Below are 17,112 nucleotides of genomic sequence, written 5' to 3'. Positions count from 1 at the left end.
GTGTGATGAAAAAGTTTTTCAAGAAAGTCGGCGCCTTCCTGCGCCAGACCTGGGTCTGGACTCTGCTGCTGGTGCTGTTCGTGGCGCTGCTGGTGTGGTTCGTCGGCCCGCTATTGGCCGTCGATGACTACAAGTTCTGGGAGAGCCCGACCTCCCGCCTGCTGACCATTGCCGTGCTGTTCCTGATCTGGGGCCTGGTCATGGTCTTCGTCAGCTGGCGCGCCGGTATCCGCAAGAAAGCCGAAGAAGAAAGCGAAGACGGTCAGGATCGCATCCGCCGTGAAGAACTGATCGACGAAGAGCAGCAAGAGTTGAAGGCGCGCTTCAAAGACGCGCTGAAAACCCTGAAGACTTCCAGCCTCTATCGTGGCCGCAGCGAGCGCTGGCGCAGTGACTTGCCGTGGTATCTGCTGATCGGCCCGCAGGGTTCCGGCAAGACCAGCCTGCTGGACTTTTCCGGTCTGGAATTCCCGATCAACAAGATCGACCGCAAGCTGACCCGCGACACCCTCGGCACCCGTCATTGCGACTGGTACTTCGCCGACCACGGTGTGCTGATCGACACCGCTGGCCGTTACCTGACGCAGCCGGACGCCGAAGTCGACAGCAGCGCCTGGACGACCTTGCTCGAGTTGCTGCGCAAACGTCGCCGTGGCCGTCCGTTGAATGGTGTGCTGGTGACCATTCCGGTGGAAACCCTGCTCGGCGGTAGCGAGCAAGACATCGACACCCTCGCGCGTCAGGTGCGTGGCCGTCTGCAAGACGTGCATCAGAAACTGCACGTCGACGTGCCGGTGTATCTGGTGCTGAGCAAGGCTGACAAGCTGCTGGGCTTCGACGAATTCTTCGATCAGCTGAGCCGTGAAGAAAGCGATCAGGTGCTCGGCACCAGTTTCCGCAAGGATCAGGTCGGCACCGACGTCGCGGTACTGCGCAATGAATTCGAAGAGCTGCTGCGTCGCCTCAACAGCCAAGTGATCATGCGCATGCACTCCGAGCGCGACACCCAGCGCCGTGGCCGCATCCTCGACTTCCCGCATCAACTCGGGCAGATCGGCGAGCGCCTGTGCCTGTTCGTCGACATGGCGTTCACTGGCAACCGTTATCAGCGAGCCACGCAACTGCGCGGTTTCTACCTGACCAGCGCACCGCACCTGACCCAGGAAATGGATTCGGCCACCGCCGGCATCGGCGCGAGTCTGGGCATGAGCGCCGGTGTGCTACCGACGCTGCGCAGCGGTCGTTCGCGCTTCATTCACCACTTGCTCAGCCGGGTGATTTTCCCTGAGGCGGATCTGGCTGGTCTCGACAAGCGTGAACGCAGCCGCATCCATTGGGGCCAGCGTGCGTTGTACATCGGCGCACTGGCGTCGTTGGCACTGTTCGGCATCCTCTGGGCCGGTGGTTTCTCGGCCAACTACGAGCGTCTGGAAAACCTTCGTACGCTGGCGCAGAACTGGACGCAGCAACGTTCGGCACTGACCCCGCGTGATGACGCGATGGGCGTGCTGAAAACCCTCGACACCAGTTATGCCGCGACCCAGGTGTTCCCGAAAAAGGGCGACGTGTCGTACCACGAGCGTGGCGGTCTGTATCAGGGCGAAGACGTCAATCCGCCGGTCGCCGACGCCTACGAGCGTGAGCTGCAAGCGCAGTTGCTGCCACGGGTTGCTTCGCAGCTCGAAGGGCAGATCCGCGCCAACCTGCAGGATCGTGAAAAGCTGCTGAACAGCCTGCGCGCGTACCTGATGCTGAACATGAAGGATCGTCGCGACGCGGCGTGGCTCAAGGACTGGATCGCCACTGACTGGTCGCAGCGCTACACCGGCAACACCGCGGTGCAGAACGGTCTGAATACTCACCTCGAACGCCTGCTCAAGCAGCCTTTTATCTATCCGCTTAACGACCAGTTGGTCGCGCAGGCGCGGCAGGTATTGCGCAGCGAATCGCTGGCCAACGTCGTGTATCGCATGCTCCGCGAGCAGGCGCGCAATCTGCCGGAATACCGTTTCAGCCAACACCTCGGCCCACAAGGCTCGCTGTTTATCGGCACCGATTACGTGATTCCGGGCTTCTACACCCAAGAGGGTTATCAGCAGTATTTTTCGGTGCAGGGCGCGACTCTGGTCACCGACATCCTGCGTGACAACTGGGTGCTGGGCGAAGGCGCGGGCATCAGCGACATGGACTTGCGTCGTCTGATGGTCGAGCTTGAGCAGTTGTATTTCCGTGACTACGCCAACTACTGGAGCGAAGCCGTTGGCCAGGTGGCACTGCCGCCGATCAACGACGCCGGTGAAGGCGCCGAGCAACTGGCGGGCCTGACGTCGGCCAACTCGCCGGTGCTCGCCTTGCTCACGGAAGTGCGCGAGAACACCCGCTTCCAGGCTGTTGCTGACCCGGTGGATCAAGCCGCCGATGCGGCTGATGCGCTGGCCGAGCAGAAAGGCAAACTGGGCAAGGTCGGTAAACTGGCGGCCGCCGCAGCAGACAAGGCTTCGGCCCTGACCGTTGCGAAGAACCTGCCGGACACCGCGAAGAAGTCGCTGCAACGTCGCTTCGAGCCGCTGCATCGTTTGCTCGATGACAACAACGGCCCGGCCGCTGACCTGACGCCGGCGCTCAACGCGCTCAACGACCTGCAACTGCAACTGGCCAGCCTGGCCCGTTCCAGCTCGCCGGAACAAGCCGCGTTCGAACTGGCGAAAACCCGCATGAGCGGCCAGCGTGATGCGCTGACCAACCTGCGCAATGCCTCCGGTCGTCTGCCGCGTCCGCTGAGCGTGTGGTTCAACGTGCTGGCCGAAGACTCGTGGCGTCTGGTGCTTAACGATGCGTACCAATACATGAACGGCCGTTATCAAAACGAGCTGTACAGCGTGTATGGCAAAACCATCAGCAAGCGTTATCCGTTCAGCGCCACCAGCACCAGCGACGTGGCGATCGCCGACTTCCGTGAGTTCTTCAAGGATCAAGGCATCGCCGACCGGTTCTTCGACAACTACATGCGTCCGTTCGTCAGTGGCGATCCGGGCAACTACCGCATGCGTAGCGTCGATGGCCACAGCCTGCCGGTGTCCAAGGTTTACCTCGATCAGATGGCCGCCGCACTGACCATTCGCAAGAGCTTCTTCTCGATCAACCCGGCCGAGCCGACCGTGCAGTTCAAACTCGAGCCGTACACCCTCGATCCGGCGGTCAGCCGTTCCGAGTTCAAGTTCGGCGACAAGACCATCGAATACCGTCACGGCCCGATTGTGCCGGTGTCGTTCAAATGGCCGACCGATGCTGAAGACGGTCGCACCAGTCTGGTGATGGACAAGATGTCGGGGCGTCCGATCGGCATCGAGAAAAACTCCGGCCCGTGGTCGCTGTTCCGTCTGTTTGATCTGATGCAGACCGAGTATCTGAACGGTCGCGACGTGCTGGTGCTGAAAGCTGACGTGGGTGGCCTGCGCGCCAACTACCTGCTGACCAGCCAACGCTCGCCGAACCCGTTCGACATGGGCGTACTGCGCACCTTCCGTATGCCGGTGCAGCTCTGATGCTCGTGGCCAGTGCCTGGCGCAGCGCGGCGCGTACCGACCCGGGCAAGGTGCGGGCGCGCAACGAAGATGCTTTCCTCGACTCGCCACAGCAGGGGCTGTGGGTGGTCGCGGACGGCATGGGCGGTCATCAGGGTGGCGACATCGCCAGCCAGTTGATCGTCGCCAGCCTGGCTGAACTGCCGCAACACGACGACTTCGACGAGCGCCTCAAAGCCATTCGCCAGTGCCTGCATTGGGTGAACCGGCGTTTGGGGCAGGAGTTGACCGTCACCGCCGGCCGTCACGACAGCGTCATGGGCAGCACCGTTGTGGCGCTGCTGGTGGAAGGCAATCGCGCGGCCTGCATCTGGGCCGGCGACAGCCGTTGTTATCTGTGGCGCGGGCAGCGTCTGTATCAGCTGTCCAAAGACCATTCGCTGCAACAGCAACTGATCGACGAACAGAAAATGAGCGTCGATCAAGCGGCGGCGCACCCGGCGGCTCATGCCTTGACCCGAGCCGTCGGCGCGGCCGAACAACTGACCCTGGATGTCCTCGAACTCGAGGTCTATCCGGGCGACGCGTTTTTGCTTTGCAGCGATGGTTTGTACCAAGGCCTGAGCAGCGATGCCCTCGGCAACGCCCTCAGTCTCAGCGCGCCGCACGTGGCGCTGGAACGTTTGTTCGACGGCGCCTTGCGGGGCTCCGCGCGGGACAACCTGACTGCCGTGGTGATCCGCCAATGAGTGAAATCGAATCGCCAATCGATGACGTGTTGATCAGCGAAGAACAGGCCAGCAACCTGACCTACTTCGCCTTCGCCAAGTCGCACAATGCCGAACCTGCGCTGGCCCCTAAAAAGGCCAGCATCGGTGTGCTGCCCGATGTGTTGGCCGGTCGCTACCGCCTCGAGCGGCTGCTCGGGGCTGGTGGCATGGGCGCGGTTTACCGGGCGCGGGATCTGCTGCAAGAACAGTTTGGCGATCCCGACCCTTACGTTGCGCTGAAAATCCTCAGCGAAGAATTTGCCGAATCGCCGGACGCCAGTGCTTTGCTCTACAGCGAGTTCGCCCTGACCCGACGCCTGCGCCACGACAACGTCGTGCGTGCGCACACTTTTGAAGTCGACACCGACTGCCAGCGGGCCTTTATCACCATGGAATACATGCGTGGCCTGACCCTGGACAAATTGCTCTGCGAGCGGCCCCTCGGCCTGCCGTGGAAAGAACTGCGCGACATCGTCCTGCCGCTGCTCGACACGTTGGCGTATGCCCACTGTCGCGGCGTGCTGCACGGTGATCTGAAACCGAGCAACGTCATGCTCAGCGAAGACGGCCTGCGCCTCTTCGACTTCGGCCTCGGTCAAGCGGAGGAGGGTGTGCTGCCCGGCCTGCCGCATCTGAGCCGTGAACGTTTCAACGCCTGGACACCGGGCTACGCCGCCCCCGAACTGCTTGAAGGCCAGCCGTTGTCGGCCGGCGCGGACGTGTACGGCGTGGCCTGCGTGATCTACGAGCTGGCGGGCGGCAAGCCGCCGTTCCGCCGCGTGGCCTCGACCCTGGCCCGCGACGAGCACCTGGAGCGCGAGCTGCACGCGCCGAAAAACCTACCGAAACACTGCTGGCCCGCGCTGCGCAAAGCGCTGAGCTTCAATGCGGCAGAACGCAGCATCACTGCCGGCCAATTGCGTGACGCCATGAGCGCCACTTCGTCCTGGCGGCAACGCCTGCGTTTTCGGGCGTAACGGATGACATTCGAACAGGGAGCACACAATGTTCAACTCAGCTAACGAGACCCACTTCAGCCTGACGGTGGAAGACTATGTCGGCGACCTGCAAGTGCTGTCGTTCACCGGCACCGAAGGTGTCAGCCAGCCGTATCGTTTCGACCTCGAACTGGTCAGCGAAAACCCCGATCTGGATCTGGAAAAACTCCTGCACAAGCAGGCGTTTCTCGCGTTCGATCCGCAGGGCTCCGGCATTCACGGGCAGATCTATCGCGTTGCCCAAGGCGATGCCGGCAAGCGCCTGACCCGCTACAAAATCTCTATCGTGCCGCAGCTGCAATACCTGCATCACCGCACCAACCAGCGCATCTACCAGCAGATGTCGGCGCCGAAAATCATCGCGTTGATCCTCGACGAACACGGCATCAAGAGCAACGCCTACAGCTTCCAGCTCAGCCAGCCGTGCCCGGATCGCGACTACTGCGTGCAGTACGACGAAACCGACCTGCATTTCGTCCAGCGCCTGTGTGAAGAGGAAGGCATTCACTACCACTTTCAGCACAGCGAAAAAGCCCACCTGCTGGTGTTCGGCGATGACCAGACCGTGTTCCAAAACCTCGGCCAGCCGACCGCGTACGTGCAAGGCAGCGGCATGGTCGCCGACGAACCGGTGATCAAAGGCTTCAAACTGCGCCTGGAAACCCGCACCACACGCACCATGCGCCGCGACTACGACTTCGAAAAACCGCGCCTGCAAATGGAAGCCGCCTACAAACCGGATGGCGAGAGCAATGAACCGGATCTGGAGGACTACGACTACCCCGGCCGCTTCCTCGACCGCGCGCGCGGCAAGTTCCTCAGCCAGCGCGCCCTCGAACGCCACCGCGCCGACTACCGTCAGGCCGAAGGGCGCGGCGACCAGACCAAACTGGTCAGCGGCCACTTCATGGAAATGTCCGACCACCCGCGCAGCGAATGGAACGACCTGTGGCTGCTCACCGAAATCGTCCACGAAGGCAAACAGCCGCAAGTCCTCGAAGAAGGCGTGACCAGCGACACCACCAATAACAAGAACGACTTCCACCAGGGCTACCGCAACACCTTCCTCGCCACCCCGTGGGACGTGTTCTACCGCCCGGCCCTCGAACACCCGAAACCGCGCGTACTCGGCAGCCAGACCGCCATGGTCACCGGCCCCAAAGGCGAAGAAATCCACTGCGATCAATACGGCCGCATCAAAGTGCAATTCCACTGGGATCGCGAAGGCCTCGCCGACGACAAAACCAGCTGCTGGCTGCGCGTCTCCAGCTCCTGGGCCGGCGACCGCTACGGTGCCATCAGCATCCCGCGCATCGGCATGGAAGTCCTCGTCACCTTCCTCGAAGGCGACCCCGACCAACCACTGGTGACCGGCTGCCTGTACCACAAAGAAAACCCGGTGCCGTACGCCTTGCCGGCGAACAAAACCCGCAGCGTGTTCAAAACCCTTAGCTCCCCGGGTGGTGGTGGGTACAACGAACTGCGCATTGAAGACAAGAAAGGTGCGGAGCAGATCTACATCCACGCCCAGCGTGATTGGGATGAAAACATCGAGCACGACCAGAAAATTCGGGTCGGGAATGAACGTCACGACACGGTTGAGAAGAACACCTACACCGAGCTGAAAGCTGAAGAACACCGCACCACGATTGCTGATCGCAAGATTGAAGCGAAGGCTGACGATCACCTGACGGTGGGGCAGAGCCAGCACGTCAAACTGGGTACGGCGCAGCTGACCAGTGTCGGGAATGAGATCCACCTGAAGGCGGGCGACAAGATTGTGATTGAGGCGGGATCGGAGCTGACGATTCTGGGTGGGGGGAGTTTTATCAAGCTGGATGCGGGCGGTGTGACTGTTGTCGGGCCAGTGGTGAAGATCAACGCTGGCGGGTCTGCAGGGACGGGTTCAGGAATTGCAATTTTGTTGCCTGCGTTACCGGTGCTCGCGGATAAGGACAAGGCCGGAAGTCTGATGGATCGCGCGCAGGGCAACGCGCCAGTGACAGTCCCGCCGTTCGAGCCGAAGAACCTGCGCTTTGATATTCGTCTGGCCGACCGGCCGGGGGAAGGCGCCTTCGCACTGGCGAATACACCTTGGCGCATAATAAAAATGAGCGAGCCGAGCTGGAAGAAAATCGGTCGCGTACCGGAAAGCGACGTCATCGCCAAAGGCGAAACCGATGACGAAGGCAAAGTCACCCTTACCGATGCCGTTCAGAAAAAGCTATCTCTTGAATATCCACAGAATCCGGAGATGTTCTGGCTGGTGTATCCAGGCCAGTGCGTCGCGCTCAGGGCACATGCCGACAACGGCTGGTCTGAAGAACACCGTGAACTGCTGGCACTGGCAAGTATGGACTTCAGCAGCGAGCCCCACTCCAACGCCCGTCACGAACAAGCCGGTACAGACAAACTCAGCGCTTTCGAAAACTTGTCACTGACCGACGGCATTGCGCTATTCGACAAATTAAAAGGATTTAAGGCATGAGCAACTTGAACGGCGTTCAGCCCAAGCAACTGAATCAGCTCAACTCAAAAGACGGCGATGCCTACACCGCTACTTCCGCCCCCGGATGGTTCATTAAAGGCAATGCCAAATACGGCGAAGCTTTTTCACCTGAGCGCCCGGGCAACGAAGTGAAGTTTTTCACCACCGGCAGCGACTACTTCAAAGATGTTGCCAATGCGATAAAAAACGCCAAGAAGTCCATCTTCATTTCCGGTTGGCAGATTAACTACGAAGTGCGGCTGGAGGGCGAAACCCGGCTGTGGGACTGCTTGCATCATGCTTTGCACAAGGGCGCGGCACCAGACATCTACCTCATGCCCTGGCTGTCGCCGAAAGCCGCCGTTGATACCGGTGATCTGGAAACCATGGTGGCCGCGTTTGTCCTGAATGCCGGTCTCGCTAAGAAAAAAGTCTGGTGCCTGCCGGCGATCCAGCAAAGTGATATGGGCACCCTTGGCCTGTTCTTTTCCCATCACCAGAAGATGGTGGTGATCGACAACGAAATCGCCTACGTCGGTGGGATCGACCTCGCCTACGGGCGCCGCGATGACAATAACTTTCGGCTGGCCGCCGTAGGCCGAACCGCCAACGAGTTTTACAACCCGTGCATCCCGCCGCTCAAGGAAATCGAAGCCCACAAGCAATATCCGTACATGACAACCGTCGAGTTGATCGGCGCAGCCTTGATGGAGGGAGACGTGTTGAGCAAGGCCCAACGCAAGCTGGCATGGGCCAAGGACAACAAGATGTTCAACGTGCTGCGCGAGGCTAAAGCAGACGCCGGTGAATGGTTCGCCGAAAAGGGCAAGGACGGGCTGCGCTTGCTCGGTGCGGGTGCTGCGTACTCTACCGGCGGAGTGATCTACATTGCCGAGTTCATCCAACAACAGTTGACCGGAGACAATCTGGAAGGCTGGAAAAAAAGCTTGCGCCAATGGAAAACCTCGCTCGATGGCGCCGTCGGCACCATTGATCATGAAGTCCAGACGCTGCAAAAAACCGACAGTGCCATGACTGAGTTGCGCCAGGAAGCCAAATCCATCAGCGAGGCTATCGGTGTGGCGCTGAATAAGCCGGAACAAGCTTCGGCTATTCAGCAGCGTGTCGAGAACTGGCTGGCGCGCGCGCAGCAGAAAATCCCCACAGTGACCGCTGTCACTCAGCCGGGGCGTGCGAAGCTGCAAACTCAGGTCACCCGCCTCAAGGGTGAAGTGCAGACTTGGGTGGAAAATGTTGCCCCACAAGCCGATCAGCTTCAGCAAGACTTATCAGCTTGGGCTACCCAAGTCATAAAGACCGGTGGTCAACTGACAGAGAAGTTGTTGAACGAGGGCAGCGAGCTCACCAGTCTGTGGATTCAGCAAACAGGTTTGGGCGCCTTTTACGCCTGGATCAACAACACGCCTTCGCCAATCATCACGGCCAAGGCAATGACGGAATTCGAACAGATCTCCACGCCTTTTATTCTTTACTTGCACTCGGTACTCGACCGTTTGAGCGATGCTCAAACGGGCCAGCCCTATTCGTACCTGGCCGACCCGGCGACCCGACTGCTGCCGCCCGGCGGCATGATGCTCGACAGCATCAAACAACCGCGCATGCCTTGGCATGACGTGCACATGCGCCTGGAAGGCAGCTCGGTTTATGACCTGTCGCGCAACTTCATTGATCGCTGGAACAGTCTGCAGGCGCGCTTCGAAGGCAAAGTGCAGAAGATGCCGAACGCTCTGACAGGCCTGCTGAAGTTCGCTGACAAAAACCTTGAACCCGTCCCGTTCAAACCGCACTACCTCTCGCAACCCGAGCGTGTCGCTCCAAAGGGCAAAATGAGTATGCAAGTACTGCGAAGTGCTCCGCTGCGCATGCAGACCGAGGAGCGCTTGGGCGCAGGGAGAGCAGGCGCAAAGGCCCCAGCCTCAGCCCCGGCAGGCGTTCAGGCAAACTGCATGCAGGCCATGTTGCAAGCGATCTCGGGGGCGCAGCATTTCATTTATATTGAGAACCAGTTTTTTCAGAGTGCGTATGGCGAGGGGACGAAGGAGTCACCTTCTGTAGTCGATGGACCAATGCAAAGCTTGATGAGAATCTCAGGGTTACCAGGGTACGAAACCTATAAGAAACGGCTACGACTGGACGAAGTGGAAAAGGATCCTAAGCAACTACACAAAATCAACTATTTCGCATTGGCGGAGATGATACGTAACAAAGAGGCTGAGGCATTCACCCAAGGCGTCATGCAGGTTTTGACCAATCAGTCGACCGTCGAGAGCCTGAATCTCCTGCAAACACCACAAACAGCCCTGATAAACCCGCTTTGCGAAGCGCTGGCCGATCGAATCGAACGCGCGATCGAAATGGGCGAGAACTTCCATGTCTACATGGTTCTTCCCGTGCACCCCGAAGGACCGCTCAACGCGATCAACCTGATGACTCAAGTTCACCTGACGATGCAAAGCATTTCTCTGGGCCAGCAGAGCTTGATAAAACGAGTGCAGCGGGCGATGGCGATGAAGGAGCAGATGGATAGAGGCAGATCGGAATCAGAGGCTAAGGCTGGTGTAGAGTTCATCTCTGGCACAGACAAAACACTTCGAGTTTTTGAAACAATGGAGTGGAACCGTTATTTGACTCTATTGAATCTTCGCGCTTGGGAAAACCTAGATCGCCCCGTGACTGAACAAATTTATGTTCACAGTAAACTGCTGATTGCAGATGATCGTGTGGCGATACTCGGTAGTGCAAACATTAATGACCGTAGCCAGTTGGGGGGGCGAGACTCTGAACTCGCTGTCATCGTATCGGGAACTGTTTCGACGCCTGCGCCGGTGAACGGCAAAAAGCAACATCCCGTCTGCGCTGAAATCAAGGCGCTACGAAGTAAGCTCTGGAGTAAGCTATTCGCCCTTGACGTCACAGATAAAAATGTCAAAGTCCAGCCAGCTACGTTCTTGGGTAGTTTAATTGATCAACCTGCGTCACCAGAAACCTGGGAAGCGATTCAAGAGCAGGCGCAATTAAACTCTGATGAGTACACAAAGGCGTTTCCTTTTATTCCAAGCGACAACATGTCTATCTGGCCAACTTGGCAAAAGACATCCAGCAAAAATGAAACAACCAAACCAGCCGCAAATAAAAAAAATGAACTAATGCCATTCGAGTCTGAGTTTTGGAAAAAATTCAAAGCCAGCGATATGCCTGGAGAAGTTCTCGGGTTTATCACAGCTCTGCCCGTCAACTGGACAAAAAACGAAATCAATGATTCCAAATTTAATTTGACCATTCTTGCTCAAATAGAACCAAACAAACAGGACGGTGAATACATAGCTATTGCAGCTTTAACCAACAATCGAACTACGGAAAACTCCTAATGCACTCTATTAAATCAATCTACGCTCTGATCAGCTGTTGCTTTCTCTTAGCTCAAGGGGCGCAAGCAGAAACCAACACCATCACACAACAATCTAGAACAGAGTGCTTGGGTCGTTCGGTATTCGACATAAAATCAGAAATAAAATGGCATTTGCTTAATGATCAATGGACTTATACTAACGGCACCAATTTCACCACCTACTCACCGGATATAAGCTTGGCGGATAAGCAGCTCAGTTACGGCAGCGATCCAACAAATGATGCGTACGGCTTAGTCACCATTGAAGTCTCACCTAAAACCAATTTAGAGACCTTTAATGAGTTGGTCGGCAGCCATCGCCCAGACATAACAGTGGCAAAAGAGCGTGTGGTAAAAAACCAAATCGACAAAATTTCAGAAATAATGACAGGAGATTTGTCTCGCTCGGATCCCGCAAAATATAAATCACTGCAAAAGCAGCGACTCGATCTCCGCAAAACATTAACCAGAGTCAGAAAAGTAAGCACTGAACTCGTTGTGCTGCCGGACTTTATAATTCAGTTCAAAAGGGAGAATCGTCCCTACAAACATTTTGAAGTTGAATTGGAAGCCTACAAAAAAGAATTCGATACCTACCCAACAGATGAACTCTACGCCGAACAGTCCGCCTTCGACTTCGGCATGCCAGACGCCTACGGCGCTCGCTATCCCGACAAACTCATTGTGCTCTTGTGGCGTGACGACCGAATCTATCGCTTCGCATTCGGCCAACAAAGTGACTATTCCGAACACAGAAGTTCGTTCGAAAAACTACTCCCCGCCGCCCGTGACCTGCTCGCGCGGTTCCGCACCCGCGCAGAATTTGAGATACCCAAAGAGACTGGCTTTTGCCTGCCCTTCGGCTTCATCGCCGATGACGGCAAAGCCCACTATTCGATCACCATGGCTTGGCATACCACTGATAATCCGAACCTGCTTTACAGCCTGAGTTTGAGCGACGACATCGGCAAAGCCCTTAATCTGCTGCCGGTATTGACTACGCCGATCATGGGCAACCCGTTCCCAAGTGCCGGCGTCATTCGAACCTTCGGCCCTTCTAAAGTGCAAATCGGATCGCGGACAGGAATTATGGGCGGCAAGTATTACAAACCTGCGGATCCGCAAAACAATGAAACTGAAGCCACAGAGCGATTCGTCATGACCGCAGGATTGGCCAACAAGGGATATGAGCCGAGCATGGTATTGAAGGCCGAAAATTACGCTTCTACACAAGTCAGATCCTTTGAGCAAAGTAAGGAAGACTTCCTAAACATCCTGAAAAGCTTCCGCCTACAACCTGGCATGGACAGGCTGACGGGTAAGTAAAAGTAGGGGCGGTTTGAGCATTGAGTTTCACCCGTCCCCTTTAAACTCCCCATCCCCAAGGAATGCGCTCAGGACACGGAATGCCAGCCCCTTCTCCCTCGCTTCGCCCAGCCTTAGTACTCTGGCTTTACGCCGCCGCACTTGCGCACTTACTCGGCGGCCTTACCCTGACTTGGGCCGGACACTCCTGCCTGCTCGATGGCTACCTGCAATCCCTCGAACAAACGTTCTGGGGCTCGGACGCGGTGCCTGCCGCCGCCCGTGAACAACAGGTCTGGTGGATCGCGTTGTTCGGCGCGACGCTGCAAAGTTATTCGCTGTACATGCTCGCGCTGGTGCACATCGGCAATCGTTTGAAAGCGCCGATGGCGTGGGCCTGGGTGATCGCCGGCATTCTGCTGTGGGCGCCGCAGGACATTTGGTTCTCGGTGCAGAAACAGGTCTGGTCGCATCTGTGGCTCGATGGTTTTGCGTTGCTCGCGCTGTTGCCGCCGCTGGTCTGGCTGTATCGCCATGACCGTCGAAAATCCTCTGTGGATAACATTGGGCATGAGCCCAACTCTATTGCTGGCGGCGCCTTTACGCGTGTGTTGGTTACCGGCGGCACCGGGTTTATCGGTGGGGCGCTGGTTAATCAATTGCTCGATGCTGGCCATGCGGTCAGCGTGCTGACGCGGGACCGGACGAAAGCGGCGAGTCTGTTCGAGGGTCGTGCGCGGTGCGTGTGTTCGCTGAGTCAGCTTAGCGACGATGAGACTTTCGACGTGGTGATTAATCTCGCGGGTGCGCCCGTTGCCGGCCCACGCTGGACTGCCAAGCGTCAGTCGCAACTACTCGCCAGCCGGGTCGGCACCACCGAAACATTGATGACCTGGCTGAAGAACACCAAGCACAAACCCGCGCTGTGGATTCAAGCCTCAGCCATCGGTTTCTACGGCGTGCGCGATGCCAGCGAAAGCCTCGATGAACGGGCGAGCAAGGGTGACGGCTTCATGGCCGAACTCTGTGCGCGCTGGGAAGCCGCCGCGCAACCGGCTACGGAATTTGGCGTGCGTCAGGTGGTGCTGCGACTCGGCGTGGTGTTCGGACCGGGCGGTGCGCTGACGCCGTTGCTGCTGCCGTTCCGCTTAGGTTTCGGCGGGCGCATGGGCGACGGTCGGCAGATCATGAGCTGGGTGCATCGCGACGATGTGCTTCAGGTGATCGCGCGGGCTTTCAACGATGACAATCTGCGCGGCACCTACAACATGGTGGCGCCCGAAACGGTCAGTCAGGCTGCGTTCGCCGAGCAGGCCGGCAAAGTCCTCAAGCGTCCGGTGTGGTTCCACGTTCCCGCCGCGCCAGTGCGTGCAATGGCGGGGGAGATGGCGCAGTTGTTTTTCGACGGTCAGTGCGTGGTGCCGCAGCGTTTGACCGAGGCCGGCTACACCTTTCGCTTTCCTACCCTCGACGCCGCTCTGCGCGATCTGACCTGAGGATCGTCCATGAGCAAGCCGTTGATGTACCTGCTGGCCGGCAACGGCAGCGCCGCCGATTGGTGGGACGACGCACTGCCGCACTTTCAGCGCTACGACGTGGTGCCGCTGGAGTTGCCGGGCTTCGGCGCCAATCCGCAACCGCCCTGCGAGGATCTGGCCGACTACGCGCAGACCTTGCTGGCGATGACGAAGCAGGGCAGCGCGATCATGGCGGTCGGGGTCAATGCCTTGCTTGTATTGCATGCGTTGCAACGTCGGCCCGGGCACTTTTCCCGCAGCGTTTTGTTGGCGCCGGTGGGGGCGTTTTTGTGGCAGCGTCGCTTGCCGGCATTGATGTCGCCGCTGCCAATCCGCAAGACCATTCACTGGCTGCTGTCGAACAAACCCACGCTGTTCGCGCGCAAGTTTTCCAACCAGACCTGGACGCCCGCGCAGTATCAGCGCATGGGCGCCGGTTATGCGCGTTGCCGAGCGTTTGTGCCGCATTGGGATCTGGTTCGCGCGGACACGGCGTTGCCGCTGCTGGAGTGGATTACCGATCCGGTCGAACTGGTCTGGGGCGATCAGGACGCCGTGCTCGGCATCGAGCAAGCGGCGGCATGGTCGGCGATTCTCGCCCGCGCGGATCTGACCATCAGCCTCAAATCTGGTTGGGGTCATTACCCGTGGATCGACGCGCCGGCCGAATTCGCCGCGTGGCTGGAGTCGGGCGAGCGTGGGTTTGTCGCGCACACCAAGGGTGGGCGTTTGCGCTTGGCTGAGTTGGCTCGGCAACCGGTACCGGCGGCGCTGACGCTCAACGATTGCAACGATCCGCGCTTGTCAGCCTTTCTTGCTGCGCAGCCCGAGGTGACGTGGGCGGTGCGCTCCTCCAGTTACGGCGAGGATCAGGCCGATTCGGCGAATGCCGGTTTGAGCACGACCTATTTGCGCGAGCCCTCTGCCAACGTGCCGACGCGCATTGCTGAATTGACGTCTGAGGGTGTTGAGGAAGTGGTGGTGCAGCGCTTCATCACGCCAACGGTGTCGGGCATCGCATTTGTCCGGCATCTATCGGTAGAACTGGAGTGGGTAGAAGGGCATCTGGAATCGCTGGCCGATGGTCACGTCAGCCCCGCGGGGGCAACGCTTTCGCGGCTCGGCGATGCGTGGCGCAGCGGCACATTCACGCCGTCCCACGGCTTGACCGAAGACTTGCTGTGGCGCTTTCTGCAAGACGTGCTGCGCGTGTTCCACTACGTGCCCGGCGACGTCGAATGGGCCTGGGATGGCTCGCAACTGTGGCTGCTGCAATACCGACCGATCAGCGACTACGGCTGGCGCCGGCACCTGACCGCCGCGAACATCGCCGAGATCCTGCCGCCGCAACCGAGCGCACTGGTGGAATACGGCCAGCGTCGAGCCGCCGCGAGTATCCCGGCGATCATGGCGCGTTGGGATGCGCGGGTGTTGCAGGACAACGAGCCGTTCACTGCGGTGTTCGGCGGCGCGTCCTACATCAACAACGACCTTTTCCTCGCCCGACTCGCCGACTGGGGCATCAGCTCGAATAATTACGCCGGTGAGGTCGGTGGCGCAACTCCGCATCTGCCGTGGCAACCGATGAAGATGCTGCGTTCTTTGCCGTTATTTTTGCGTATGCAGCGCGAGGCTCGCGGCCATTTGATGAAGCTTGAACACGGCTTGCAGCGCTTCGATCAGGAACTGGCCGAACTCGTCGCCCAAGGTGCCGATGGCCAACAACTCGCGGACTGGTTCACCCGGTTTTACGTGTTCGTGGTGCAAGGCAATCTGTGCATCGCCACGGCACTGGCCAGCAGCGGCGGTGACGCACTGGGCCGCCCGCCGACGGCTTACGACAACCTTGAAAACAGTCCGCATCGATTGCCGTGGGAGACCGATCCGGCCACTCCTCGACCTACGGCGACTGAGCTGCCGTTACAGGCATTCCCGCAATGGCCAGGGCTGATCCGCCTCGCGCACTCGACTGGCCTGCCGGGCCTGCGCGGTTACTACCTGCAAGTGCGCGAGTGGTACCGCGACAATCTGATGCGCATTTTCTTCCGTCTGCATCACGCCATGCCACTGTCCGACCGCGAACACTGGTTTGCACCGCATCCCGACGTTCGCACCCGCGACGGCAGCTTCTGGCAGGACGGTCGCGAAGGTGCGGAGCAGGCTACCGGGTTCATGATTTATCCGGGGCATGTGCAGGGCGTTCTTGGCGAAGATATTTTGCTCGAAGACACCCTCGATCCGGGGCGACATGCGCATTACCAAACGGCGCGGGCGGTGATTGCACGGATGGGTGGGCGGCTGTCGCATGGTTCGACTCTGTTGCGCGAATTGCGCAAGCCGTCGGCGGTGATGCCACAGGTGGATCCGGCGTGGGTGGGGTGTGAGGTGTTGTATCGGGATGGTGAGTTGGAATTGATCAATTCGAAGGGCGTGAAGTGAACAGACGGTCGTTATGTATCGGCATCATGCTAACCGCCTCGGCGCTTACGGCGCATGCACGAGAAACCTGCAACCCCGATAGCTTTTCCAATCCAGACTTGATCATTTGCGGCCAGCAAAGCTTCGAGAAGGTCGATGCCTTGCTGAATGAGCAATACAAAAAAGCACTGGTCAGTTTGTCGCCTGCTGAACAGCTACAACGTCAAAGACGTGCAGAAGAAATGGGTGCGCTTCAAAGAAGGATTTTGCGAGGAGGTGTATCAAGGCACTTTCCCAGGGGGTGAGGCGCCGATCGATAGGCTTGGGTGTCTGGTGCAAACATCCAATGCACGATTGGGAGAGTTGGTTGCTCTGCAAACCGGATTATCTCTGGACGGTTTTTACAAAGCCGCCTCGGCCATGGCTGGTCAGGATCGTGAGAAAGGTCTGGCGACATCGATGGAGCGGTTGGGCGGGGCTGACTTCGACGAACCGCTTTGGAAGCAATACGCTGATGGGCACTGCGAAATGGCTGTTGAACTGTTTCGTGAAGACTTCGCTAATTGCATTATTCGTATGCGTTTTCAGTTGCCTTTGAATCGTTGACGGGTTTGAAATCTTTCCACTGTTTCGATCACATGGCGAATTCGCCACTGAAGACAGGTAGCCAGCGGTAAAGCAGG

9 protein-coding genes are annotated in these 17,112 nt (G+C 58.6%); all 9 read left to right on the top strand.

The window, feature by feature from the left end; translation table 11 throughout:
* Positions 1-5 precede the first annotated feature (5 nt).
* The 9 genes from tssM (at position 6) to QMX93_RS07285 (ending at position 17,035) form a co-directional block, all read left to right on the top strand.
* A complete protein-coding gene (gene tssM, locus QMX93_RS07325) occupies positions 6-3,545 on the top strand; it encodes a type VI secretion system membrane subunit TssM (RefSeq protein WP_282354133.1) in 3,540 nt (1,179 codons plus the stop codon).
* Entirely contained in the window at positions 3,545-4,273 is a 729-nt protein-coding gene (locus QMX93_RS07320; protein WP_053125079.1) for a PP2C family serine/threonine-protein phosphatase, read from the top strand. The genes tssM and QMX93_RS07320 overlap by 1 nt, the downstream gene beginning before the upstream one ends.
* A complete protein-coding gene (locus tag QMX93_RS07315) occupies positions 4,270-5,271 on the top strand; it encodes a serine/threonine-protein kinase (protein WP_282354132.1) in 1,002 nt (333 codons plus the stop codon). The genes QMX93_RS07320 and QMX93_RS07315 overlap by 4 nt, the downstream gene beginning before the upstream one ends.
* A gap of 28 nt (positions 5,272-5,299) precedes the next feature.
* Positions 5,300-7,780 carry a type VI secretion system tip protein VgrG gene (locus QMX93_RS07310; protein WP_282354130.1) on the top strand — a complete coding sequence of 827 codons (2,481 nt, stop codon included), beginning with the start codon at positions 5,300-5,302 and terminating at the stop codon, positions 7,778-7,780.
* Positions 7,777-11,169, top strand: a complete 3,393-nt coding sequence (locus tag QMX93_RS07305) for a hypothetical protein (RefSeq protein WP_282354127.1) — start codon at positions 7,777-7,779, stop codon at positions 11,167-11,169. The genes QMX93_RS07310 and QMX93_RS07305 overlap by 4 nt, the downstream gene beginning before the upstream one ends.
* Positions 11,169-12,515: a T6SS immunity protein Tli4 family protein gene (locus QMX93_RS07300; RefSeq protein ID WP_282354125.1), complete on the top strand. Its 1,347-nt coding sequence runs from the start codon at positions 11,169-11,171 to the stop codon at positions 12,513-12,515. The genes QMX93_RS07305 and QMX93_RS07300 overlap by 1 nt, the downstream gene beginning before the upstream one ends.
* Positions 12,516-12,595: 80 nt before the next feature.
* Positions 12,596-13,990: a TIGR01777 family oxidoreductase gene (locus QMX93_RS07295; protein ID WP_282354123.1), complete on the top strand. Its 1,395-nt coding sequence runs from the start codon at positions 12,596-12,598 to the stop codon at positions 13,988-13,990.
* A 9-nt stretch (positions 13,991-13,999) separates the two neighbouring features.
* A complete protein-coding gene (locus QMX93_RS07290; protein ID WP_282354120.1) occupies positions 14,000-16,450 on the top strand; it encodes an alpha/beta hydrolase in 2,451 nt (816 codons plus the stop codon).
* A gap of 147 nt (positions 16,451-16,597) precedes the next feature.
* Entirely contained in the window at positions 16,598-17,035 is a 438-nt protein-coding gene (locus tag QMX93_RS07285) for a hypothetical protein (protein ID WP_282354118.1), read from the top strand.
* Positions 17,036-17,112 lie beyond the last annotated feature (77 nt).

Source organism: Pseudomonas sp. PS01303 (genome assembly GCF_029959385.1).
Taxonomy (GTDB): Bacteria; Pseudomonadota; Gammaproteobacteria; order Pseudomonadales; family Pseudomonadaceae; genus Aquipseudomonas; species Aquipseudomonas rustica.
The sequence above is the reverse complement of the archived record's forward strand: the minus strand, read 5'-3'. Positions and strand labels throughout refer to the sequence as shown.

What these genes read in the sequence shown, in the direction of transcription:
- tssM (WP_282354133.1), top strand. Translation starts at nt 6, where the DNA reads ATGAAAAAGTTTTTCAAGAAAGTCGGCGCCTTCCTGCGCCAGACCTGG.
- QMX93_RS07320 (WP_053125079.1), top strand. Translation starts at nt 3,545, where the DNA reads ATGCTCGTGGCCAGTGCCTGGCGCAGCGCGGCGCGTACCGACCCGGGC.
- QMX93_RS07315 (WP_282354132.1), top strand. Translation starts at nt 4,270, where the DNA reads ATGAGTGAAATCGAATCGCCAATCGATGACGTGTTGATCAGCGAAGAA.
- QMX93_RS07310 (WP_282354130.1), top strand. Translation starts at nt 5,300, where the DNA reads ATGTTCAACTCAGCTAACGAGACCCACTTCAGCCTGACGGTGGAAGAC.
- QMX93_RS07305 (WP_282354127.1), top strand. Translation starts at nt 7,777, where the DNA reads ATGAGCAACTTGAACGGCGTTCAGCCCAAGCAACTGAATCAGCTCAAC.
- QMX93_RS07300 (WP_282354125.1), top strand. Translation starts at nt 11,169, where the DNA reads ATGCACTCTATTAAATCAATCTACGCTCTGATCAGCTGTTGCTTTCTC.
- QMX93_RS07295 (WP_282354123.1), top strand. Translation starts at nt 12,596, where the DNA reads ATGCCAGCCCCTTCTCCCTCGCTTCGCCCAGCCTTAGTACTCTGGCTT.
- QMX93_RS07290 (WP_282354120.1), top strand. Translation starts at nt 14,000, where the DNA reads ATGAGCAAGCCGTTGATGTACCTGCTGGCCGGCAACGGCAGCGCCGCC.
- QMX93_RS07285 (WP_282354118.1), top strand. Translation starts at nt 16,598, where the DNA reads ATGAGCAATACAAAAAAGCACTGGTCAGTTTGTCGCCTGCTGAACAGC.